Source organism: Mesorhizobium sp. B2-5-13, assembly GCF_006440535.1.
Classification (GTDB): domain Bacteria; phylum Pseudomonadota; class Alphaproteobacteria; order Rhizobiales; family Rhizobiaceae; genus Mesorhizobium; species Mesorhizobium salmacidum.
This window is the reverse complement of the sequence record NZ_VFUI01000001.1, coordinates 60312-83345: the sequence shown is the minus strand read 5'-3', so window position 1 is coordinate 83345 and position 23034 is coordinate 60312. Positions and strand designations below refer to the sequence as shown.

The following is a 23034-nucleotide window of genomic DNA, read 5'->3' as shown; positions in this document are numbered from 1 at the left end:
GAAGGTCAGCCGCCCGTGACACTCATATGCCGTGACACCGACGGACGGCTGGTGCGGCGGTCGATGATGAAGTCATGGCCTTTCGGCTTGCGGCCGATTGCTTCGTCTATAGCGTCGGCGACAAGTTCGTTGCCTTCGGACGCGCGCAGCGGCGCGCGCAAATCGGCCGCATCCTCCTGGCCAAGGCACATGTAAAGCGTGCCCGTGCAGGTCAGCCTGACCCGATTGCAGCTTTCGCAGAAATTATGCGTCATCGGCGTGATGAAGCCGAGTTTCCCGCCGGTCTCGCTGACATGGACATAGCGTGCCGGGCCACCGGTCTTGAACGGGATGTCGGTCAGCGTGAACTGGCGCTCGAGCGAAGCGCGCAGCAGCGACAGTGGCAAATACTGGTCGGTGCGGTCGGCATCGATCTCACCCATAGGCATGGTTTCGATGACGGTCAGGTCCATTCCCCGGCCATGCGCCCAGCGCATCATCTCGGGCAGCTCGGCGTCGTTGAAATCCTTCAACGCCACCGCGTTGAGCTTGACTCTGAGTCCCGCCGCCTGAGCCGCGTCGATGCCAGCCATGACCTTGTCGAGATGACCCCAGCGTGTGATGGCGTGGAATTTGTCGGCATCGAGCGTATCGAGCGAAACGTTGATGCGCTTGACACCACAATCGGCGAGTTCGGCGGCGAAGCGCGAAAGCTGCGAGCCGTTGGTGGTCAACGTCAGTTCTTCCAGTGCGCCGCTTTCGAGGTGCCGCGAAAGCTGGCGCACCAGATGCATGATGTTCTTGCGCACCAGCGGCTCACCGCCGGTGAGGCGTAACCGTCTGACACCCTTTTCGATGAAGACGGAGCAGAGCCGGTCAAGTTCTTCCAGCGACAGCAGGTCCTTCTTGGGCAAGAAGGCCATGTCCTCCGCCATGCAATAGGTGCAGCGGAAATCGCAACGGTCGGTGACCGACACTCTGAGATAGCTGATCGTGCGACCGAAGGGGTCGATCATGTTCATGTTCGAACGTTTCCGTGGCCGTTATCGGCATCGTTATATATAGCTATGTGATACGATCCAGCCCGCCATTCAAGATAGCGTGCCTCGATCCTTGGTAACATTCCGCGACCGACATTGCGTGTCGGACACCGTTGACGCCTTTGCGTACGGGGCGAAGCAGCGTAGGGAAGGGCATTCAGGCAGGATCGACCATGACAGCGCCAAAAGAACTGAGGGTCTCCAGGGACCGCAAGCTGCTCACCGTGACGTTTCCCAGCCATCAGCCGTTCGAGTTGCCTGCGGAATTGCTGCGCGTGGCATCGCCTTCCGCGGAAGTGCAGGGCCATTCGCCGGAACAGAGAGTGACGGTTCCCGGCAAACGCGATGTGGCCATCCTAAAGATCGAACCGGTGGGCAATTACGCCGTGCGTATCACCTTCGACGATTTCCATGACACCGGCATCTTCACCTGGAATTACCTGCACACGCTCGGCCACGAGAAGGACGCACGATGGAACGCCTATCTCGCGGAGCTTGCCGAGAAGGGCTTGAGCCGCGATCGTTAGCCGCCGTTGCGTCGTCAAAACGTCATGTGCCGGGAGTAGGGGCGGCAGATCGGGAGACGGAAAAATGTCGGTGATTATCACAGTCGAACAACTCGAAGCGCTCTACGGATTGCCCGGCGAAGCCTCCGTGGTCAAGGAACTCGACCATGTCATTCCCGAATACGCCGCCTTTATCGAAGCCTCGCCCTTCGTCGCGCTCGCGACCAGCGGTCCGGAGGGGCTGGACTGTTCGCCGCGCGGCGATCTCGCGGGCTTCGTCCGCATCGTCGATGCGAAAACGCTGATGATGCCGGACCGGCGCGGCAACAACCGTGCCGATTCGCTAAAGAACATCATCCGCGACCCGCGCGTCGGCCTGCTGTTCCTGGTGCCGGGCTCCGGCACGACGCTGCGCATCAACGGCCGGGCGCATATCACCACGGATGCAGCGCTGTGCGCGTCGTTCATGGTCGACGGCAAGCCGGCGCGTTCGGTCACCGTGATCGATGTCGATTCGGTTTATTTCCAGTGCGCCCGGGCGATCGTGCGGTCGGAGCTGTGGAATCCGGAGAGACATGTCGACCCGAAGTCGCTGCCGACACCCGGAAAGATCCTGGAAATCACCAGCCGCAAGAATATCGACGGCGAAACCTACGACAGGGAATGGCCGGAACGAGCGAAAAAGTCGATGTGGTGATCTACTGAAAGGGCGGTCACGCCTCGTTCAGCACGTCATAGATCTTGCGCATCTGGTCGCCGATCATGTCGCATTGCTCCGGCGTCGACTGGCTCATCGCCTTCTCGATCAGCGCCATGTGCACTTTCAGCGCCTGCATCAGCAGCGCCTCGCCGGCTTCGGTCAGCGTAAGCCGCAAAACGCGCTTGTCCTTCTCGTCGCCTTCGCGCCGCAGCAGGCCACGTGTCTCGAGCTGCGGCAACAACATGGTGATGTTGGAGCGGCCCACGAGCAGCTTGCGGGCAAGGTCGTGCTGCGACATGCCGGGATGGCGGTAGAGATTCATCAGCACGTCGAGCTGCGCCGGCTTCAGATCGAGCGGCGCGAGTTTCACCGCCAGTGTGCGCTCCAGCACATGGCAGGCGCGCGCCACCGCGACCCAGTTGCGAAAACGCGGGTTGTCCCAGGGTAGCTCTTGTTTATTGTTCATCTTTGAACTATTATGTTCATGCTTGAACGTATGGATGGATTCCGACTATGGCATCATTCGGGCTGAAGGTCATCCGAGGTGTGTTTGGTGCGGCCGAACATGTCGCGCCGCGCATCACCGGACGCGCGGCTTTCGAATTGTTCTGCCGTACGCCAAGCACCAGGACGCTGACCGACGGCGAGCGCCGCGCTATCGACCGCGCCGCGGAGTTCATGGCCGAGGCGCGGCATCACCGGCTGAAGACCGCGACCGGCTGCGTCATGGTGCATGAATTCCGCCCCGAGCAGGGCCGCGAGCCTGCCGGCACCGTTCTCGTCATCCATGGCTGGCGCTCGCGTACCGAGTATATGCGCGTGCTGATCGAAGGGTTTCGCGCTGCCGGCCATAAGGTCGTCTCGCTCGATCTTCCCGGTCATGGCCATTCGCAGGGCAGGCACCTCAACATGGTCAACGCCGTCGAAGCCGCAAGAGTGGCCGGCGAATGGTTCGGGCCATTCGTGGCCGCCGTCGGCCATTCCTTCGGAGGCGCTGTTGCTGCCAATGCCATCGCCGGCTCCGTCAAGGACATCCTACCACTGGCGGCCGCACGTCTTGTGCTGATCGCGGCGCCAAGCTCACTGCCGGCAATTTTCGACGACTTCAGCCGCATGCTCAATGTCGGTCCGCGCTCGCAAGTCGCGATGGCTGACCGCGTCGAATATCTCTCCGGCCGGCCGCTGCATGAATTCACCGGTGACCGCCAGCTTGCCCAGGCGCTCGTGCCGACGCTGGTCATCCACGCGCCTGACGACCGGGAGGTACCGGCTGAACACGCACGACGCTATGCCGCCGCCGGTGACCATGTGCGGCTGCACTGGGCCGACGGGCTTGGCCATCGCCGCATTCTGGCCGACAATGGTGTGGTTGAACGCGCCGTCGGCTTCGTGACCACGCAGCGCGGGTCGTCTCTGCTCCACTGAGCGGCATTCAGGCTATTTCTTCTTTTCCCCAGGCTCTACGGGCAACCCGGCCGCTTTCCAGGCCGTGTAGCCGCCGAGAATGTGCTTGACCGGCGAAAGCCCCATGTCCTGTGCGGTCTTGGTGGCCAGCGCCGAACGCCAGCCGCCGGCGCAGAAGAAGACGAAGCTTTTTCCGGAAGCAAAGAACGGCTTGTGGTAGGGACTTTCGGGATCGATCCAGAATTCAAGCATGCCACGGGTGACATGCTTGGCGCCGGGAATTCTGCCGTCACGCTCGATCTCTCGAGGATCGCGCAGATCGACGAAAATGGTGTCTTCGTCTTCAAGCAGTCCTGCCGCTTCCTCGGGCGAGACCACTTCGATCTCGGCGTTGGCCTCATCCAGCAGTTCGCGATACCCTTTTTTCACTGTCGTCCCTCCCGGCCGCAGGTTTGCTGGCAAGGCGGATTTCGAGCACAATGAACGATGTTTGTCACGCCTCGACGGTGCCGGCCATGGTCTTCCAGGCAGCCATTGCCCAGGCCACCGTCGCCAGCAGGGCGGCCCGGGAGGCGCCGTCGCGCGCCTGGATGGACATGCCGTGCTGGACCGTTGCGAAAAAGGTCGCCGCGGCACGGCAATCGAAGCCGGCGGGCAGTTCACCCTCGGCCACGCCGCGCTCGAGACGCTTCTTCAAGGCGGCAAGATTCTCGGCGCGGCGGCGCCGCAAATCCGTGCAGATCGCGCCTTGGCTCGAGTCTTCATGCAGCGCACCCAGGGCAATCAGGCAGCCCCGCGGGCGACCCGTCTGCGAATAGGCATTTGCAGTGCGGCGCAGAAACCGCTTAATCGCAAGGCGCGCCGTTGGCGCCTCTTCCAGCGCGAGCCAGATGTCGGCGCCCTCCACGCGGGAATAGAGATCGGTCGCCTCGAGGAACAGGGCCTCCTTGCTACCGTAGGCGGCATAGAGGCTCGGCGAATTGATGCCCATCGCGGCGGCGAGATCGCTGATCGACGCGCCTTCATAGCCCTTGGCCCAAAACACATCCATCGCGCGCCGCAGGGCCGCGGTTCGGTCGAACGTGCGGGGACGGCCTCTTTCCGACATGACGCCCTTTTCTGTGTTGATCGATACATAAATGAGTTGACGCGACTGGGCAAGGTTGGCAGATATTTATGTATCAATCGCTACATAAATGGAGAAATCGATGTCATCAGGAAGTTTGAACGGCAAGGCGGCACTCGTCACCGGAGGCAGCCGCGGTATCGGCGCGGCAATCGCGCGAAGGCTCGCGGCAGACGGGGCCGATGTCGCGCTGACCTACGTGCATGGAGAGGAACTGGCTCGGTCCGTCGTCGCCGAGATAGAGACCAAGGGCGGTCGCGCCATCGCGATCAAGGCCGACAACCGTGATGCCGACGCCATAGACCAAGCGGTTGCCGATGCGGTGACCGCCTTCGGCCGGCTCGACATCCTGGTCAACAGTGCCGGCATCTGGCGCGCAGCGCCGATCGATACGCTGTCGCTTGCCGAATTCGACGAAACCATGTCGGTCAATCTGAGGGCGCCGTTCATCGCCTCGAAAGCGGCGGCAAGACACATGGGCGAGGGCGGCAGGATCATCTCGATCGGCAGCAATCTGGCCGAGCGGGTCACCGACACCAGCCTCGGAGCCTACTCGGCCAGCAAGGCGGCGCTGGTCGGCCTGACCAAGGCATTGGCCCGCGACCTCGGGGCACGCGGCATCACCGCCAATGTCGTCCATCCCGGCTCGACGGATACCGACATGAACCCGGCCGACGGCCCGCATGCCGACCATCAGCGCCAGAAGATGGCGACCCCGCGATTCGGCAAGGCGGAGGATATCGCCGGCATGGTTGCCTGGCTCGCCGGACCGGAGGGCCGTTTCGTCACCGGAGCCGCGCTGACCATCGACGGCGGCGCAAACGCTTGAGGCGCGAGGCTTCCCGTGGCCGGGGCGACGGTTCGGTCGCGCCGGCCGTCACGACGTTGTGAAACCGTTCTGCAACAGCCCTGCCGAAATTTATGAAAGCTTAACGAAATCGGTATGAATCGGTATAGTCGCGCCTTACATCCGCCATGCGGTGAGCGGGACGGTTTATCGTGCGGAACGGGAACCGGTTGCGACCGGAGCGGGTGATCCATGAAATTCCTCGGTAAAAAAGCAACCGTGATGCCGCTGGTGGCGATTACGGCGACGCTGGCCTTCGGCATGCCACAGGCAGGGGCCCAAGGGCTTTTCGACATGCTGTTCGGCGGCGGGATCAGGCATGAGCCGAAGGGCGAATTTCCGCCTCCTCCGCCAAAGCACAAGCCGAAGGCGCCGGCCGGCAGCGGCGACGGTAGCGTGAGGATCAGCGGTCCGTCATACTATACTTACAAGGCCGACAGGCTGGTGCGTGTCGACTTCTCGAAGCTAGCGACCGCGCCGCAGCCGGCGACACCGCAGGATGCCGCTTTCGTTCCTTCGGCCACCGGTGCTGCCTTCCACGATGCCATTGCCGGCCTCAGCGACTATGAACTCTACGCAGAGCCCGACATCGCCAAGGCGCTGATCGCCTATTACTCGGCCAACCCGGATTTCATCTGGGTGAGCGGAACCAGCCCCAACAGCCGTGCGCAAGATGCCGTGCGGGTGCTCGGCGAGGCTGCCAGCTACGGCCTCGCGCCTGCCGACTACACCGTCGACGTGCCGGCCACCAGTTCGACCTCGACAGACGACGCAGCCAAGCTAAAGGAACTCGTCCGTTTCGAGATGGCGCTGTCGGCACGCGTCCTGCGTTACGCCCATGACGCCCAGAGCGGCCGTGTCGAGCCCAATCGTATGACCGGCTACTACGATTTCCCGGCCAAGCCGCTCGATATGACAGGCGTGCTGAAGACACTGGCGCATACACAGGAAGTTCGCACATATCTGGAATCGCGCCATCCGCAGAATGCGGAGTATCAGGCGCTGCGCGTCGAACTGGAATCGCTACAGGCGAGTGCCGAGAACGAGATCGTCGTCGATCCCAAGCTGCTGCTGAAGCCAGGCGAAACCAGCCCCGAACTGCCAAAGCTCCTGTCGCTGATCGCGCGTAATCTCGACGACGAGATGGGCGGCAGCTATGGCGAGGTCCTGTCGCGTTTGGCGACCAGCGAAGTCTATGTTCCCGAACTGGTCCCGCTCATCAAGGCGGTGCAGCAGAAGGAAGGCATGAAGGGTGACGGCGTCATCGGACCGCGTACCGTCGCCACACTGGCTGGGACGTCGAAGGCCGACAGGCTGCTGAAGGTCGAGGTGGCGCTGGAAGAACTGCGCTGGCTGCCTTCCGATCTCGGCAGTCCGCGCGTTTTCATCAACCAGCCCGCCTTCACCGCAAGTTACATTGACGACGGCCAGGAAAAGCTGAAGACGCGTGCCGTCGTCGGTCGGGTTACCAACCAGACGGCCTTCTTCTACGATCAGATCAAGCAGGTCGATTTCCACCCCTACTGGGGCGTGCCGCAGTCGATAATCGTCAACGAAATGCTGCCGAGGTTGCGCGGCGATCCCGGCTATCTCGACCGTGCCGGCTACGAGGTGACGGATTCACGCGGCAAGCGCATTCCTTCGTCGGCAGTGGACTGGGGCGCTTATGGCGCCAACATTCCCTACAATGTGCGCCAGCAGCCGAGCGAGGCCAATGCGTTGGGCGAACTGAAGATCCTGTTCCCCAATAAGCATGCGATCTACATGCATGACACGCCGCAGAAATCGTTCTTCAAGCAGGATATGCGCGCGCTCAGCCATGGCTGTGTACGCCTGCAAGATCCGCGCGGCATGGCGGCGGCGGTGCTCGGCACCTCGGTCGATTATATCGCGGAGAAGCTGAAGCACGGACACTCGACCGAGGATGTAACGCGCAAAATCCCGGTCTATGTCGCCTATTTCACCGCCTGGCCAGACATGTCCGGCAAGGTCGAGTATTTCAGCGACGTCTATGACCGCGATTCCCGGCTAAAGCAGGCCCTGGATGCGACCGAGGTGGCGCGCTCACCCTCGAGCTAATCGCTAACTCTCTGACAGCGGGCGCCGGAAGCCGGCGTCGCGCCCGGCGATCAGCCAATAGACCAGCCCGGCCACAAGACCGGCGACGGCGATGATGCCTATATCGACCCAGCGCTCCGGATCAACGTCCTCCGCCGCGCTCGGCCAGATCAGGAAGAAGCCGCCGGCCGCTGCGGCGGCGCCGAAGAGCATGTGCAGCAGCGCGCTGCGCAGGGAGAAAAACTCGGCGATCAGCGCGAAAATCAGCGTCTGTGGCGCGGTCAGCACAACCGTCAGGAAATAGATGAACATGCCGAGCGGCGGCACCACCAAGGCAGCGATCGGTGAGACGCCCATGAGGTCGAAATAGGCGGGCGCGTTGGGCAGGGAACTCAGCGCCGCATAAATCGCCACTACGGCGATCAGCCCAACCAGTATGGCGACAAGATAACCGGCCAGCATCATCAGGACGCGCTTCATCAAGTGCTTCGCAGTCGACATGCCCACCCCCGTGAAGCCCGTTCATCCTACAGTCAGCCATCAATGGCGAATTGACGCAAGGGGAGACGGAAGACCTGGCCAGCGTCGAGGCCCGACGCAGGCGGACCAGCCACTCAGGCGCCGCCGCACATATGCTGCGAATCCGGCAGAGCCCAGGAGCCTTTCGCGACGAGGTCGACGGAATAATAGACCCGGCCACGGTCGTCGTCCTTGGGGCAGTCCCTGGGAATCGCGATCAAGCACATGATGACCGGTTCTCCAACTTTCGAGGCGGCCAATCCAGGCTCGCGATCATAGGAGACAGCCCCGCCACCATTGGTGAACGTGGCCGCGCTGCCCGCGTCGGGACTGGCCGTTTCCAGCGGATCGTCGCCGAGGCGCGTGGTAAGCGTCTTGATGTGCGTCGATGCGCATTGGCCGATTGCTAAGGGCAAGGGCTGATCGTTACGCCCGGGGTTTCGCCCGGCGGCTTCGAGCGCCTTCTTGCCAATCAGCGCGACGTTGTAGTCCTGCACCCAGGATGGCGCATTCCCATAGGTCTGCAAGGCGTTGTTGAGCGCGCTGACGACACAGGCCGTATCGCTCTTGCAGGCATTGCGGTCGGCGATCAGCCCGCGGGCAATCTTGCGCTTGTCGCCGCCGAACGCCGGCTCGAAACCCTTGTACGCCTTCGAAACCAGTAGATCGATCGCCGACAGTTGCGGGTCGGCGCAGATCGCCTTTTCCGCCGGCAGGCTTGCCTTGGCGCAGTCGAAGGACGGCCCATCGGCCCGCGCCGGAGAAACGGCAAGGAAACTGCCGGCTGGGACGATGGCGAGCACAGACAGCAAATAAGTTCTAACGAAACATCGCATCACGGTCCCCAAGCCAACAGGTTTGCCCAAGGCGCGGCCCGCGCCGGCGCATAACATACCCCAAGGATGGACAATTTGGGCTCCCGTTTCGTCGTTGAGAATGCTCGTAGGCAGCGCATTCGCGACGAGGATATCCCTACGAATCCTATTTTGGTTCGGCCGTCACAGGATCGAAGTCGATTTCGACCTTTGCCTTGTCCGAGGTGTAGTAGGTGACGGTGTAGCCGTCCTTGTCCCAGTCGACCTCTTTCACGTAGCGAAACCCGTCACGCTGCTCGACCTTGGCGATGATCTCCGACAGCTTCTTGGCATTGGGTGGCGGCAGCGGAGTTTCATCCGCGGCAAAGGCAGGCCCGGCGGCGAGAAGAACGGCGACGGAGGTCGCAAGCAGAAATCTGGACATGGTTTTCCCTCAAGTTCGACGGAGGGAAACTCGCTGCCATGCAGGTTTGTTCCGCATGTGGGCATGCCGGGTCATCCGATCCAAGGATTTGCAGTTGCGGCAAGACAAGCGTCCTATGCCAAAAACCACGATGGCCGCTTCAATACTCATGGCCATACAACGTTGGCGTCACGTCGTCGTGCCTGCATCCCGACGTTTCAATGCCTGCGCAAAAAGGCAGAACGCTGAAGGGGCGGACTGTAGCTGCCGATGTGATGCCAGCAAATAGATGGTGGGCGATGCAGGGATTGAACCTGCGACCCCACCCGTGTGAAGGGTGTGCTCTCCCGCTGAGCTAATCGCCCGCTCGTTCCCGAAGGCCAAGCGAGCCGCGATATAAGGGAGGCCGGCCCGTTAAGTCAAGGCAGTGTCTGGTATTCTCACACAGATCGGATTTGCGGTCCCGCCAGGGGCCGTTCCGGAGACATTTTCATCGCCGGCGCTCAGTGTGCGGCGGCGCCGATCAGCCCTTGCGCCAGATCGAGCGTCAATGCATCAAAATGCGATATCACCGCCGAGGGCTCGAACTCGCGCACATGACGGTCGGTGTAGCCGAAGTCGACGGCGACGACAGGAATGCCGGCGGCCTTGGCGGTGTCGATATCTGTTTGCGAATCGCCCACCATCAAGGCGCAGTGCGGATCGCCGCCGGCCCGTTTGATGGTTTCGATCAGGTGACGCGGATCGGGCTTGCGGAACGCGAACGTGTCCTGCCCGGCAATTGCCGCGAAATGCCTGGTAAAGCCAAGCGCTTCGATCAGCGCCAGCGAGTTGGCTTCGTATTTGTTCGTGCAGATGGCCAGCAGATAGCCGGCCTTCTCAAAGCGGGCAATCGCCTCGATCACGCCGGGGTAGGGGCGGGATTTGCCAGGAATATTGTCAGTGTAGTGATCGAGGAATAGTTTCAGCAGCCGGTCGTGCTCCTCAACCTTGAGAGATCGTTGCTGCGCGGCATGCGCCCGTTCGATCATCACCCGGCCGCCATGGCCGACGAAGCGTCTGAAGCCGGCTTCTTCGACGGCCGCCAGTTGGCTGGCCGCCAGGCTGTGGTTGAGGCTGTCGAGCAGGTCCGGCGCCGTGTCAATCAGCGTTCCATCGAGGTCGAACACGATGATCGGGCGACTCATGATCCATCCTGCGCAGGTTTGTGCATCGGCACGCGATAGCGGCTGCGACGCTTTAAGGCAAGCAGACTGGTGAGGCCGCCGCCAAAGGCTTTGACCCGGCCGGCAAAAGTGCTAGGAGCCCGAAACGCTAAAGCGCGCTGCGTCGAAACGGACTCCCTGCGGCGCGCTTTGGGTCTTTGTTTCATGCATGTCGTTTCCCAAAACCAAGGTCACTTTTGGGCGCCATGCATTAGGTTTCGGGGCAGCAAACGGCATGGATGCGAGGCAATTGAAGGTCGAGGCCGCGCGGGCCGCCCTTGCCCATGTCACCGACGGCATGCGGCTCGGCATCGGTACCGGCACCACTGCCGACGAGTTCGTGCGGCTGCTCGCCGACAAAGTTGCCTCCGGCATGATCATAACAGGGGTGCCAACCTCGGAACGCACCGCTGCGCTGTGCCGCGAACTCGGCGTGCCGCTGTCGACGCTGGAGGAAACGCCCGAACTCGATCTCACCGTTGACGGCGCCGACGAAGTCGACCCAGAGCTGACATTGATCAAGGGCGGCGGCGGTGCGCTGCTGCGTGAGAAGATCGTGGCCGCGGCCTCGCAGCGCATGATCGTCATCGCCGACCGTTCGAAGATGGTCGAGACGCTCGGCCGGTTTCCTCTTCCCGTCGAAGTCAACCGGTTCGGCCTGCGCGCGACCGAGATCGCCGTGGCCGTGGCGGCTGAAAATCTCGGCCTTTCCGGTCCGGTGACATTGAGGATGACGGGAGGCCAGCCTTTTGTTACAGACGGCGGCCATTTTATCCTCGATGCATCTTTTGGCCGCATTCCGGATACAAGAGCGCTTTCGAATGCTCTCCACGCCATTCCTGGCGTGGTCGAGCACGGTCTTTTCATCGGGCTGGCGTCAGCGGCCATAATCGCCGGCGGCGACGGTATCCAAACTGTCCATGCCGCCCGAAAACCAGGGAGTTCTACCGATCATGATGTTGCATAACCGGGTTCGCCGTCTTTCCGTCCTTGTGGCGGCTTCGGCCGTCTTCGCGTTCTCCTCGCCTGTCTTCGCGCAGGATGTCACGGAATCGCATCTGAAGGCCGCACGCGCCGCGGTTGCCGCGATCCACGCGACCGACCCGTTCGACAACATCCTGCCGCAGGCCGCCGCGGCGCTCGAATCGCAGCTCATCCAGAAGAACCCTGACATGCAGGAGCTGATCGGCAAGACGATCAACGAGAAGGCACTAGCGATGGCCTCGCGCCGCGCGGATCTCGAGAAGGAAGCGGCTCTTGCCTATGCGAAAGTGTTTTCCGAAAAGGAACTCACCGACATCGCGGCCTTCTACAGCTCCGAGTCCGGCAAGAAGCTGCTCGACAGCGGCCCGACCGTGACACGCGACCTCGTCAAGGCCGCCGACATCTGGCAGAACGGCGTAGCTCGCGATCTTGCCCAGCAGGTCGGCGAAACGCTGGCGGCGGCGGCAAAAGCGAAGGCGCCGGCTGCGCCTGCGCCCGCCGATGGCGCCGCTCCGGCCGACAATGCGGCCCCGGCGGATGGCGCCGCACCCGCCGACGGTTCGGCTCCTGCCGACGACACGCAGAACTGATCCGCATTTCAAACGCGGCCTTTGCGGCCATCTGTAAAGCCCGGCCTGTCCGGGCTTTTCTTTTGGTGGTTTGCGGCCTACCTGTCACTCACATTTTGGCGTTCAAGGAGCCGCTTCATGGCCGGTTATGATTACGACCTCTTCGTCATCGGCGGAGGCTCCGGCGGGGTGAGGGCGGCACGGGTCACGGCAGCGCTCGGCAAGCGCGTCGGCATCGCCGAAGAATACCGTTTTGGCGGCACCTGCGTCATCAGGGGCTGCGTGCCGAAAAAGCTCTATGTCTATGCCTCGCAATTTCCCGAGCATTTCGCCGACGCCGCCGGTTACGGCTGGACGGTCCCGGAAGCCAGTTTCGACTGGCAGACGCTGGTCGCCAACAAGGACCGCGAGATCAGCCGCCTGGAGTCGATCTACAAGAAAAACGTCGAGGGTCCGGGCGGCGAGACCTTTCATTCGCGGGCGATGATCGTCGACCCGCACGTGATCCATCTCCTGAGCGAGGACCGCACCGTCACCGCCGATCAGATCCTGATCGCCACCGGCGGCCGTCCGGCGGCGCATCCGGCACTGCCCGGCCACGAACACTGCATCTTTTCCAATGAGGCTTTCGACCTCAAGGAACTGCCGAAGGCGATCATGATCGAGGGCGGCGGCTATATCGCGGTCGAGTTCGCCAACATCTTTCACGGGCTCGGCGTCGACACCACGCTGGTCTATCGCGGCAAGGAAATTCTTGGCCGCTTCGACATGGACCTGCGGCGCACGCTGCATGAGACGATGGAAAAGAAGGGGATCAAAATCCTTTGCCATTCCGTCTCCGAATCGGTCAGCAAGCGGCCGGACGGGCGGCTCGACGCGCAGCTCATCAGCGGGCAGGTGCTGACGGTCGACCAGGTGATGCTGGCCATCGGCCGCATCCCCAACAGCGAGAATATGGGCCTGGAAGGTATAGGCATCGAGATGGCCACCGCGACCGGTGCGATCAAAGTCGATGATTATTCCCGCACCAACATCGACAATATCTGGGCAATCGGCGATGTCACCAACCGCGTGCAGCTGACGCCGGTGGCGATCCACGAAGCGATGTGCTTCGTCGAGACGGCGTTCAAGGATAATCCGACGGCGCCCGACCACGATACAATCGCGACCGCCGTCTTCTCGCAACCGGAAATCGGCACGGTCGGCCTATCGGAGGACGAAGCCGTCAAACGCTTCGCCGACATCGAGATCTACCGCACCAGCTTCCGGCCGATGCGGCACACGTTGTCGGGCCGTGAGGAAAAGATGCTGATCAAGCTGGTCGTCGACGGCGCTTCGCGCAAGGTTCTCGGCGCCCACATACTAGGGCCGGACGCCGGCGAAATGGCACAGCTGCTCGGCATCCCCCTGAAGGCGGGGCTGACCAAGGATGATTTCGACCGCACAATGGCCGTTCATCCGACCGCGGCAGAAGAGCTCGTCACCATGTACAAGCCGACCTACCGCGTGAAGGACGGCGAGCGCATCTGACGCCTCGGCTATCGCGCCGCCGTCAGCCTTGGCCGGCGGCGGCGGTCAAACCGCTACAGCAACGTGCCGCGCAGGATGACCAGCGCCACCGAGAAATAGATTACCAGTCCGGTGACATCGACCAGCGTGGCGACAAACGGCGCGGATGCGCTGGCGGGGTCGAAACCGACCCGTTTCAGGGCGAAAGGCAGCATCGACCCCGACAGCGAACCGAAGGTGACGATGCCGACCAGTGCGGCGCCGACAGTCGTGGCGATCAGCGGCCAGTGCGGGCCATAGTCGTAAAAGCCCATATATTGCCAGAGCGCGATGCGGCAGACGCCGACCACGCCGAGCATGGCGCCAAGCACGAGACCGGTGGGCAATTCGCGCAATGCCACCCGCCACCAGTCGCGAAGGCCGATCTCGCGCAGCGCCAGCGCACGGATGACCAGCGATGTCGCCTGCGAGCCGGAATTGCCGCCCGAGCTCATGATCAGCGGAATGAACAGCGTCAGCACGATCGCTTTCTCCAGCTCGCCCTCATAGCTTTGCATCGCATTGGCCGTCAGCATCTCGCTGATGAACAGCGCGCAGAGCCAGCCGCCACGCTTCTTGATCATGGCGAGGAAGCTCATCTTCATATACGGCTCGTCCAGAGCCTCCATGCCGCCGAAGCGATGTACGTCCTCCGTGGTCTCCTCGATCATCGTGTCGATGATGTCGTCGATGGTGACGATGCCGAGGATCTTGCCGTGGTCCACCACCGGAACGGCGAGCAGATCGTATTTGGAGATCGTCTGCGCCAGGTTTTCGCGATCGGTCAGCGGGCTGACCGTCACCGGCATGCGATCGGGCGCCACCGACAGGATCGAGTCGTCCGGCTCACCGGTGATGAGCCGACGCAAGCCGGTCGACCGCACCAGGAGGTGTGTTTGCGGATCGACGATGTAGATTGCATAGACGGTCTCGCGCGTCCGCTCGACCTTGCGGATGTAATCGAGCGTGCGCCCGACGGTCCAGTCGGAGGGAACGCTGACGAACTCCGTCGTCATGATCGAGGCGGCACTGCCTTCGGGATAGCCCAGAATGGAAAGCAGGGTCGCGCGCAGCGGCGGCGCCAATGCGCCGAGCAGTTCGGAGCGTGCCGGCTCTTCGAGCTCGCGCAGAATGTCGGCCGCGCGGTCGACGGACATGGCGGTGAGCAGCTTGCTCGCCTTGGGACGGGGCAGGGCCTCCGCCAGTTCGGGCGCGCCCTCAAGCTCCGGCTGATCGAAAATCTCGACCAGCCGTTCGAAGGGTACGGCGCAAAGCAGCTCCGTCGCGGTTTCGCGCGATTCATGATTGAGCGCCTCGACGACGTCGGCGACGTGGTCATTGGCAAGGATGCGGGCGATGGCGACGGCCTCGTCGTCCGCTACGGGGGAAAAATCGTTCATGGTTCACTCCTTGCCGTCCGGCAGGACATGAACCATTCAGGTCACGTCGAGGCGGACGGCGGTTGCGTTCGACTGTGACTGTCGCCAGGCATGGCGCGGTGACCTTTCCGCTTGCGGGTTCGCTTTTGACTGTCTGCAAGCCGGCGCAACATAGGAGCGCGCCTTGCCGAGTCAATCGCAGTGAGGAAGTAAAACAGTGCCGAGCGGCGCCGATCGCGAGACTGTGATCACCGTCCGCCGTTTGACGCGGCAAGTCCCGGTGACGTCATCGTTATTTCTGCTTCAGCCGGCGCGAGAACCGCGTCCATTTGTCCTCGACCGGCCTTGGCTGGGCCAGGATCGTGGTGAGTTCGAGGGGCAGGCTCGGGGCGAGCGGTTTCTTCGTGGCGACACCGTCGGCAATCAGGACCATCGAGTGGTAGAACTCGGTGCCGGCAGCCGATCTCGGCGCCACGGCTTCGTGCATGACACTGATCACCGTCACATCGGGGCAGTTGTCCTTGATGGCCTGGTGGAAGGCGATCTTGCCGTCAGGGTCGAGAGCACCGGTCGCTTCGTCGAGGAACAACAGTCCCGGCTGCTGCAGTATGATACGAGCCACCACCAGCTTCTGTTTCTGGCCGCCCGACAGGACCTGATCCCAGCTTTTGCCCTCGCGACTTTCATTGGCCATGTGTTCGATGAAATCGCCAAGGCCAGCCTTGTGCAGCGCCGACGCGACCTGGGCATCGCCATGATCGCGTTCGGAGCCGGGCAGGCAGACAAGCTGCTTCAGCGACACCTGCGGCAGCTTGACCTCCTGGGCGGCATAAAAACTCTTCACGCCCTCGGGGAAGACGATGGTGCCGCGGCCGTAGGGCCACAAGCCGTTGATCGCCTTGATCAGCGAGGTCTTACCGCAACCGGATTCGCCTTTCAGGAAGGTCCATTCACCGCGCCGGAAGCGCAGGTTGGCGGAACTGAGGAATGGCGTCGCGTCCTCGCCCTGGTGCGCCAGCTCCAGCTTCTGGATGGTCAGGCCGAAAACCGGATTTTGGCTGGCGTAGTGGAAGTCGGAACGGCCGCTCTGGCTGTAGAATTCCTGTGGGTGCTGGACATTCTCGATCGCGTTGGCGAGCTCCGTCACACGCTGGCTATTGGCGCGAAGCGTGGCGATGGCGGGCATGACATGGATGAACCACGAACACTGGCTGATGAGTTGGCCCACCATTTCGGAGCCGGTGATGTAGCCTTTATAGTCCAGGCGGCTGTGGATGAACGGCACCAGGCCAGGAGCATAGGCCACAATACGGGCGCCGATGAAATTGTAGATCAACTCGAACGACATATAGCTCGTGTTGACGACATTCAGCCGTCCCCAGGTGCGATCGATGTCGACATAGAGCCGGTCGTGCATCATTTTCTGCACGCCCTCGCCATGTGAGGCGGCGACATGGAAGCTGCGGCGCAGGAATGTCGTCAGTTCGCTACGATAGCTTCCCTCGGCCTTCTGCATGCGAATATTGAGACGTTCGAGCAGGCTGCCGAGCTTGACCGCGATCCAGGTGTTGAGGGGCACGTAAGTGGCGACCGCGAGAAGGGCAAGAACGGCGCTGCCATAGCTGCCAAGGAACTCCAGACCTTTGACCTCCACTGACGACTGCAGCAGGTTCTGGCCGATAAAGTAGAGCGAAGTCGCCAGCCCCAGCACGCCCATGGCGAGGCCGATCGCACCGCCGGTCATGTCCTTGATCGATTCCTGGATGCGCTGGTCGACATTGTCGGGCGCAACGATGCCGCCGTCCGCGGAACCATGTTGAGCATGGAAATGGGTATGGTTGCCGTCGAGCAAGGCCTGGTTGAATTTGTCATTCAGCCAGCCACGCCATTTGCGGTGCAAGGTTGCCGAGACGAGATTGCGAATACCAGTGAAGCCGGCATCCTTGAGCAGGACGAGCAGCACCAGCACGCCGCCGTTGGTCAGGATTGTCTCCAGCGGACGGGTGTTGGCGGCGTCGTGCAGGAAGGCAATTGAGTTCACCAATTCGCCCGAAGCCATGGCGAACCATACGCTGGCCTTGCTGGACAGCGCGGTGAGCAGCGCGATCACCAGAGTCAGCGTCCAGGCTTCCTTCCAGCGGTCCGAGACCCAGTAGGCTCGCATGAGCCCCCAGAAATTGCGCATCGAGGATACCGGCGTCAAATGCGACTGCCCTGCGGCGCCGCGGTGTAGTCCATCCGGTACTGACTCTTGCGATCGTCTGCCGATCCGAATCACGATCCCGCCCAAACCTTTTTTGTTTTGTTACGGATGGTAACACCAATTGATCATTTTCCATTAATTTTAAACCGGGCCGACCAGAAAACCGCCGCGGCCGTTGCCCTGAGGCAACAGATTGAAGATCGAATTGCCATAAAAACGGTGGATGATGACCAGAAAATTTCCGCGGATTTCAGGCATTTAGGCGCCACGGCCGTGGCCGTGGCCGATCTTCCCTTAGGGAAGCTTCGTACACGGCTTTGTGACTCAAAAGCCGTGTGGGGCGGGGGATTTTCTTACTGGGCCTGGCCAGAATTCCCGAAGTACGCCGCCCTCAATGTCTGATTCCTTGCCGCAGCGACGTCGCCAAACTCGCCTGTCCCGTCATCAACCAAGGGGTTGATCCGTACCAGCGCGCCAACGATGGCTGATTCTCTCATCAGCAAGGCCAAAATGGCGGCGAAGTGACGTCTGCTGGCCTCAGTCGGCCTTTTCCAATTCACCACGCGCCTTGGCCGCCGCGACCTGACGGATCGCATCAGCCAACGTGTCCGCGTCCTGCGCGCCCATCACGGCATATTTACCCTCGAGCAGGAAGCACGGGACGCCTGTGATGCCCATGCGCGACGCGGTCGCGATTTCCGTGCGGACTGCTTCGACATCGGCGTCGCTCGGCAAGAGCGTTTCAACAACCGAGGCGTCCATGCCGGCCTCGCGGGCAGCTTCGACCAGTACCATATGGTCGCCGACGTTGACGCCCTCCTCGAAATTCAGCTGGAACAGGCGGCGCACCAGCCTGTTTTGAACGTCCTCGCCGGCGGCACCGGCCCAGCGGATCAACCGATGCGCGTCGAGCGTGTTCGGTGTCACCTTTATGGCATCGAAGGCAAAGGAGATGCCCTCGGCCTCGCCAAGCGGCTCGATGCGGGCATGAATTTCGCGAATGCGCTCCTCGCTGCCGAACTTGGCCAGCATGTAGTCGCGGCGATCCTTGCCTTGCGGCGGGATGGTGGGATCGAGCTGGAACGGCCGCCAGCGTATATGAACTTCGACATCTCCGGCCGCGGCGATCGCCTTGTCCAGCCGCTTCTGACCGATGAAGCACCACGGGCAGACGACGTCCGACACCACATCGACGGTTATGGTGTTCGCTTCGTTCATCTCTATCTCCGGATTTTCAGTTCGGTTTGCGCCACCAGGTCGGCAACTGGTAACCGAATATGGGCGTCTTTCGCGGATGTTCCAGATAATTCCAGTAAGCAAGCCACTGCTGCGTGTTGTATTGCATCGGCACCATGTAATTGCCGGAGATCAGCAGCCGGTCGAGAACGCGAACCGCCGCGACATAATCCTCCTTCGAACGGGCTCGCAGCATTGCGTCGATGGCCGCATCGATCGCCGGATCGGCGACGCCGGCGAGATTGAACGATCCTTCCGTCCTGGCCGCGGCGGACGACCAGCGCCCGATCTGTTCGATGCCAGGGGACAACGAATTGTTGAAGCCGCTGGAGCCGATCAGGACTTCGAAATCGAAACGCTGCTTGCGCGACTGGATCTGGTCGCCGTCGAGGCTGCGGATGCTGACGTTGATGCCAATCTTCTCCAATGTGCGCTGGTAGATGCCGGCCAGACGCTCTTCGTCCTGCGAGGCGGTCAGGATCTCGAAGCCAAAAGGTTTGCCATCGGGATCGATCATCGTGCCGTTGTTCACTTGGTAGCCGATGCTTTTCAGAAGGTCGAAAGCGGTCTTCAGCACCTTGCGGTCCTGGCCCGAACCGTCCGTCACCGGCGGTTTCCAGGTGCCGTCCATTACGTCGGCCGGCACGCGGCCGGGGTAGGGCGCCAGAAGCGCCTTTTCCCTGTCGTCAGCCGGATGGCCGAGCGCGGAAAGTTCCGAATTTTGCCAATAGCTCATCGTGCGGGTGTACTTGCCGCCGAACAGATTTTTGTTGGCCCATTCGAAATCATAAAGCATGCCGAGCGCACGCCGAACCACCGGGTTGGAAAACTTCGGTAGCCTCGTGTTGAACAGAAAACCGGTCACGACGGGCGGAATGCCGGTGTCGAAGGTTTCAGAAACCACGTCACCCCTATGAAAGGCGGGAAAGTCGAGATCGCGCTCGCGTTTCACCGGATCGCCGTCGTCATCGATGGCGCAAAGTCCCTTCTTGAAGGCTTCGAGCTTGGCGTTGGCGTTGAGAAAATACTCGATGGTGATCTGGTCGTAATTGTCGAAACCGCGCTTGGCGGGAATGTCCTTGCCCCAGTAGTCGGGGTTGCGCTTGAAGATGATGCGTTGGCCGGGCGTCACCTGCGCGATCCCGTAGGGACCGCTTCCGATCAACGGCTTCAGCGTCGTTCTGTCGAAAGTATCGATGTCGAACGCGTGCTTGGGGATGATCGGCGTCAGCGCGATGATCAGGGGAAACTCACGATCGGCCTTGTCGTTGAAGGTGAAGCGCACGCTATGGTCGCCGGTCTTTTCGAGCTTGGCGATCCTGGCCATGCGGTCGCTATAGGGCGGGCGGCCTTTCTGCGTATAGGCATCGTAAGTGAACAGCACGTCTTCCGGCGTCACCGGCTGACCATCCGACCATTTGGCGTTCGGGTTGAGATGGAACTCGATGCTCTTGCGCTCGGGGTCCATGTCAGCTGTGTCGGCCAAAAGCCCATAGAGGGTAAAAGCCTCGTCTGCACTGCGCTGCATCAGCGGCTCGAACACCAGATTGCCGAAAATCGTGTCCATCATGCCGCGCGCCGTCGTGCGCAGGCTTTTCAGGATGAAAGGGTTTAGATTGTCGAAGCTGCCGACGACGCAATAAGTGATGCTGCCACCCTTCGGCGCGTCGGGATTGACGTAGCTGAAATGGGTGTAGTCCGGCGGCAGGGCCGGTTCGCCCTGCATCGCAATCGCGTATTTCGGTTCCGACAGCGCCGGTGGCGACGACAGGGTGAAAAACGACAGTGCGGTGACCAGCCAAACAAGAACGCGGCCCATGACCGTCTCCTTAACAGGTCGGCTTGATGATTCGGTCCGCACCCTAGCATGGGGCAACTGCGTGGCGGCCAATGGCGTCGTCAAGAATTACAAGTGGGCGGGCTGGATTCGACGCCGCTTGCAGTGTAACACGCCGTCCGAAGTCATTCTGTTGCCTCATTTTGGCAACAGGTAGCTGGACCACACGGCACGAAGAAGCCGGTCCCGGGATCATTGAGAGGAAGTACACGACATGACGAGCCTGAACAGCAACGCGTACCGCCTGTCGGTCATGGCCGCAGGCGTGGTTGGCTTTCTCGGCGCAGGACTTCCCTCTGCTTCCGCGCAGCAGCAGCCGCAGATTCCGCAGGGCTGGTTCAAGGCCTGCACCAAGCAGGAAGATGTCGACATCTGCAATGTCCAGAACATCGTCACCGCTGGCAATGGCCAGCTCGTCACCGGCGTCAGCCTGATCGAGCTCAAGGGCAAGGTGAACCGCAAGGTGTTCCAGGTGACGGTCCCGACCGGTCGCCTCGTGCCTCCCGGCATCGGCCTGCAGATCGACACCGGCAAGGCGCAGAAGCTCGACTATGTCATCTGCTTCCCGGATCGTTGCGTGGCCGAAGTGCCGCTGACCGACCAGCTCGTCGCCTCGTTCAAGAAGGGTCAGGGGATCACGCTGACCTCGATCAATTTCCAGAACCAGGCCAACCCGATCAAGATCGCGTTGCAGGGCTTCAGCGGTGCCTATGACGGCCCCCCGCTGCAGCAGTCGGACATCGAGGACCGGCAGAAGAAGCTCCAGGACTTCGTCGCCAAGAACAACCAGGACTTCGCCAAGAAGCTCAAGGACGAGCAGGATAAGGCGAAGACCGCGAACTGATCCACCATCGGGTCATGATCGAGTCAAAAAAGCGGGGTCATGCCCGCTTTTTCATTTCTGTCCCTCTCAGCATGCCGGAAGTCAGTGCCTGGACTGCCGTTTCGGCGCGTAGCGCCCATCCGGCTTCTTGTCGAACATTTCCTTGATCTGCGGATGGCGGACAGGTTCTCCCGACTGATCCTCGAGCAGATTCTGCTCTGAGACATAGGCGATGTATTCGGTTTCCGAATTCTCGGCGAGCAGGTGGTAGAACGGCTGGTCCTTGCGCGGCCGCACGTCGGCGGGGATGGCTTCGTACCATTCGTCGGTGTTGGCGAATTGCGGATCGACGTCGAAAATAATGCCTCGGAACGGGAACAGCCGGTGGCGAACCACCTGTCCGATCGCGAATTTGGCCGTTTTCATCGTACTCACCATTGAATTCCTTGACTTTATTTGGCGCAGACTCCGCATCAATTCAATCCCGAGCGTCCGAGCGCCTTCAAAATACGCGGAATGCGCAACAAAGGTTTTGGATGAACGTCGCGATGCCGCGGCAAAGCCCGCAAAATCGCTACCGCTGCCGCATCGGCTTCCGCAGGCCGCCCGCAAGGGCCGCAAAGCCGCTGCCGGGACGCAGCCCTTCGCGCATGAAAAAGGCGCGAAGCGGTGCAAAACCACCAAGCACGCCGAGACCGACGCCACGCGCCATTTGCGCCGGCAACATATCGGAAAGAAGCGACACGTTGAGCAGATTGACCGCGCTACTCCGCGCGAGGATGTCAGGCCGACGTTTGAAATCGTAGGCTGCAAGGGCCTCGGCAGCGCCGGGATCTCCGCGATTTTCCGTTGCGATTCCAATTAGATCGTCGATATCCCTGATGCCTAGGTTGAGGCCTTGCGCACCGATCGGCGGGAAGACGTGCGCGGCTTCACCGACAAGCGCCACCCGTCGCGCCGCGAAACGCAGAGGGGTCACCGTCGATAATGGATAAATCTGGCGGCCCGGCTCCACGATTACTCGGCCGAGCATCGACTGCATCTTTCGTTCGATCCGCAGCGAGAGCGTTGCGCCGTCCAACGCGGCAAGCTCCCTGGCGGTCTCGGGCTTGACCACCCAGACAAGGCTGGAGCGATTGCCCGGCAGCGGAACCTGCGTGAACGGGCCAGTCTCGGTATGGAACTCCGTCGAGGTGAAGCCATGTTCGCGGCTGTGGCCAAAATTGAGGACGAGCGCCGCCTGAGGGTAGGCGCGCGCCGCCGTCGAGATGCCGGCGGCCTCGCGGGCCGGCGACAGGCGACCATCGGCAGCGACCGCAAGCGATGCATCGATCTCGCTGCCGTCAGCCAGCGCGGCATGAGCTTTGTCGCCGCCAAGATGCCAGGCCTTCACCATCGATCTGCGCCATTCGATCCCGGAATGCGCGGCCACCTTGCCGGCAAGCGCGGGTCCAAGGACGCTGTTGGGCATATTCAGGCCGAACTGTTCCTCGTCGATCTCGCTGGCGCGGAAAGTGACGACGGGACTGCGGATCAGCCGGCCGGTCGCATCGACAATGCGCATCACCTTCAAGGGTGCGGCCTCGGGCTCGATGTCCTGGAGCACGCCCAGCCGTTCGAGCACTTTCAGCGCAGGCGTCATGAGCGCCGTGGTGCGGCCGTCGGGAGCCGAAACCTCGGGCCCGGCAATCGTCACCGGAAAGCCGGCATCGGCGAAGGCAAGTGCAGCGATCAATCCCGCCGGCCCCGTGCCTGCGATCAGTATCCGCGCTGTTTCCTGATGCTCCAAGATCGGTTTCCGGCTTGCTGTGCGAGGTGGCCTTCAGACCTACCCGTCAAGAGACGCATATAGG

At 61.8% G+C, this 23034-nt stretch carries 24 protein-coding genes and 1 tRNA gene; 10 read left to right on the top strand and 15 right to left on the bottom strand.

The window, feature by feature from the left end:
- Window positions 1-5: 5 nt before the first annotated feature.
- Window positions 6-1001 (bottom strand): GTP 3',8-cyclase MoaA, encoded by a 996-nt coding sequence (gene moaA, locus FJ434_RS00450; protein WP_140750332.1) that lies wholly within the window; start codon window positions 999-1001, stop codon window positions 6-8.
- Window positions 1002-1192: 191 nt separating this feature from the next.
- On the opposite strand from moaA, the gene FJ434_RS00445 reads away from it, so the two are divergent.
- On the top strand, window positions 1193-1546 hold the full coding sequence (locus tag FJ434_RS00445) for a DUF971 domain-containing protein (RefSeq protein WP_140750334.1): 354 nt from the start codon (window positions 1193-1195) through the stop codon (window positions 1544-1546).
- Window positions 1547-1610: 64 nt separating this feature from the next.
- Complete coding sequence (locus tag FJ434_RS00440; protein ID WP_140750336.1) at window positions 1611-2222, top strand: pyridoxamine 5'-phosphate oxidase family protein; 612 nt, start codon at window positions 1611-1613, stop codon at window positions 2220-2222.
- Between the two features lie 16 nt (window positions 2223-2238).
- Here FJ434_RS00440 and FJ434_RS00435 read toward each other — a convergent pair whose 3' ends face one another.
- The gene (locus FJ434_RS00435; RefSeq protein WP_027142678.1) at window positions 2239-2691 is read right to left on the bottom strand and encodes a MarR family transcriptional regulator; all 453 of its coding nucleotides are present in this window, start codon (window positions 2689-2691) and stop codon (window positions 2239-2241) included.
- 47 nt (window positions 2692-2738) lie between these two features.
- Between FJ434_RS00435 and FJ434_RS00430 the strand changes: the two genes are divergently transcribed.
- On the top strand, window positions 2739-3650 hold the full coding sequence (locus tag FJ434_RS00430; protein WP_140750338.1) for an alpha/beta fold hydrolase: 912 nt from the start codon (window positions 2739-2741) through the stop codon (window positions 3648-3650).
- Window positions 3651-3662: 12 nt separating this feature from the next.
- On the opposite strand, the gene FJ434_RS00425 is transcribed toward FJ434_RS00430, so the two are convergent.
- Entirely contained in the window at window positions 3663-4058 is a 396-nt protein-coding gene (locus FJ434_RS00425; RefSeq protein ID WP_027142680.1) for a rhodanese-like domain-containing protein, read from the bottom strand.
- Between the two features lie 64 nt (window positions 4059-4122).
- Entirely contained in the window at window positions 4123-4737 is a 615-nt protein-coding gene (locus FJ434_RS00420; RefSeq protein ID WP_140750340.1) for a TetR/AcrR family transcriptional regulator, read from the bottom strand.
- Window positions 4738-4837: 100 nt separating this feature from the next.
- Between FJ434_RS00420 and FJ434_RS00415 the strand changes: the two genes are divergently transcribed.
- A complete protein-coding gene (locus tag FJ434_RS00415) occupies window positions 4838-5584 on the top strand; it encodes a 3-oxoacyl-ACP reductase family protein (RefSeq protein ID WP_140505373.1) in 747 nt (248 codons plus the stop codon).
- Window positions 5585-5794: 210 nt separating this feature from the next.
- Window positions 5795-7681: a murein L,D-transpeptidase gene (locus FJ434_RS00410; RefSeq protein WP_140750342.1), complete on the top strand. Its 1887-nt coding sequence runs from the start codon at window positions 5795-5797 to the stop codon at window positions 7679-7681.
- Window positions 7682-7684: 3 nt separating this feature from the next.
- Here FJ434_RS00410 and FJ434_RS00405 read toward each other — a convergent pair whose 3' ends face one another.
- The 5 genes from FJ434_RS00405 to FJ434_RS00385 all read right to left on the bottom strand — a co-directional run bounded on the left by FJ434_RS00405 (window position 7685) and on the right by FJ434_RS00385 (window position 10584).
- A complete protein-coding gene (locus FJ434_RS00405) occupies window positions 7685-8161 on the bottom strand; it encodes a hypothetical protein (protein WP_140505369.1) in 477 nt (158 codons plus the stop codon).
- A gap of 113 nt (window positions 8162-8274) precedes the next feature.
- Window positions 8275-9015, bottom strand: a complete 741-nt coding sequence (locus FJ434_RS00400; RefSeq protein ID WP_140711596.1) for a lysozyme inhibitor LprI family protein — start codon at window positions 9013-9015, stop codon at window positions 8275-8277.
- A gap of 145 nt (window positions 9016-9160) precedes the next feature.
- Complete coding sequence (locus FJ434_RS00395) at window positions 9161-9418, bottom strand: PepSY domain-containing protein (protein ID WP_027142686.1); 258 nt, start codon at window positions 9416-9418, stop codon at window positions 9161-9163.
- 269 nt (window positions 9419-9687) lie between these two features.
- Window positions 9688-9762: transfer RNA gene (locus FJ434_RS00390), tRNA-Val, on the bottom strand.
- Window positions 9763-9900: 138 nt separating this feature from the next.
- Window positions 9901-10584, bottom strand: coding sequence for a phosphoglycolate phosphatase (locus FJ434_RS00385; RefSeq protein ID WP_140750344.1), 684 nt, complete (start codon window positions 10582-10584; stop codon window positions 9901-9903).
- Window positions 10585-10837: 253 nt separating this feature from the next.
- Here FJ434_RS00385 and rpiA point away from each other — a divergent pair, with 253 nt between their 5' ends.
- The 3 genes from rpiA (at window position 10838) to gor (ending at window position 13685) form a co-directional block, all read left to right on the top strand.
- A complete protein-coding gene (rpiA, locus tag FJ434_RS00380; RefSeq protein ID WP_140750346.1) occupies window positions 10838-11569 on the top strand; it encodes a ribose-5-phosphate isomerase RpiA in 732 nt (243 codons plus the stop codon).
- Entirely contained in the window at window positions 11556-12176 is a 621-nt protein-coding gene (locus tag FJ434_RS00375) for a DUF2059 domain-containing protein (protein WP_140505361.1), read from the top strand. Before rpiA ends, FJ434_RS00375 begins: the two co-directional genes overlap by 14 nt.
- A gap of 117 nt (window positions 12177-12293) precedes the next feature.
- Window positions 12294-13685, top strand: a complete 1392-nt coding sequence (gene gor, locus FJ434_RS00370; protein ID WP_140750347.1) for a glutathione-disulfide reductase — start codon at window positions 12294-12296, stop codon at window positions 13683-13685.
- 53 nt (window positions 13686-13738) lie between these two features.
- Here gor and mgtE read toward each other — a convergent pair whose 3' ends face one another.
- Both mgtE and FJ434_RS00360 read right to left on the bottom strand, forming a co-directional pair.
- The gene (gene mgtE, locus FJ434_RS00365; RefSeq protein WP_140505357.1) at window positions 13739-15103 is read right to left on the bottom strand and encodes a magnesium transporter; all 1365 of its coding nucleotides are present in this window, start codon (window positions 15101-15103) and stop codon (window positions 13739-13741) included.
- Window positions 15104-15374: 271 nt separating this feature from the next.
- Window positions 15375-17267 (bottom strand): ABC transporter ATP-binding protein/permease, encoded by a 1893-nt coding sequence (locus tag FJ434_RS00360; RefSeq protein ID WP_181166014.1) that lies wholly within the window; start codon window positions 17265-17267, stop codon window positions 15375-15377.
- A gap of 66 nt (window positions 17268-17333) precedes the next feature.
- Between FJ434_RS00360 and FJ434_RS00355 the strand changes: the two genes are divergently transcribed.
- The gene (locus tag FJ434_RS00355; protein ID WP_140750349.1) at window positions 17334-17687 is read left to right on the top strand and encodes a hypothetical protein; all 354 of its coding nucleotides are present in this window, start codon (window positions 17334-17336) and stop codon (window positions 17685-17687) included.
- Between the two features lie 135 nt (window positions 17688-17822).
- Here FJ434_RS00355 and FJ434_RS00350 read toward each other — a convergent pair whose 3' ends face one another.
- Both FJ434_RS00350 and FJ434_RS00345 read right to left on the bottom strand, forming a co-directional pair.
- A complete protein-coding gene (locus FJ434_RS00350) occupies window positions 17823-18503 on the bottom strand; it encodes a DsbA family protein (protein WP_140505351.1) in 681 nt (226 codons plus the stop codon).
- Between the two features lie 16 nt (window positions 18504-18519).
- Window positions 18520-20340, bottom strand: a complete 1821-nt coding sequence (locus tag FJ434_RS00345) for an extracellular solute-binding protein (RefSeq protein ID WP_140750351.1) — start codon at window positions 20338-20340, stop codon at window positions 18520-18522.
- A 232-nt stretch (window positions 20341-20572) separates the two neighbouring features.
- Between FJ434_RS00345 and FJ434_RS00340 the strand changes: the two genes are divergently transcribed.
- A complete protein-coding gene (locus tag FJ434_RS00340) occupies window positions 20573-21202 on the top strand; it encodes an invasion associated locus B family protein (protein ID WP_015317881.1) in 630 nt (209 codons plus the stop codon).
- Window positions 21203-21283: 81 nt separating this feature from the next.
- Here the strand turns inward: FJ434_RS00340 and hspQ are convergent, their stop codons facing one another.
- Window positions 21284-21607: a heat shock protein HspQ gene (gene hspQ / locus FJ434_RS00335; protein WP_027142695.1), complete on the bottom strand. Its 324-nt coding sequence runs from the start codon at window positions 21605-21607 to the stop codon at window positions 21284-21286.
- A gap of 148 nt (window positions 21608-21755) precedes the next feature.
- Complete coding sequence (locus FJ434_RS00330; RefSeq protein ID WP_140750353.1) at window positions 21756-22970, bottom strand: UbiH/UbiF family hydroxylase; 1215 nt, start codon at window positions 22968-22970, stop codon at window positions 21756-21758.
- Window positions 22971-23034: the final 64 nt, after the last annotated feature.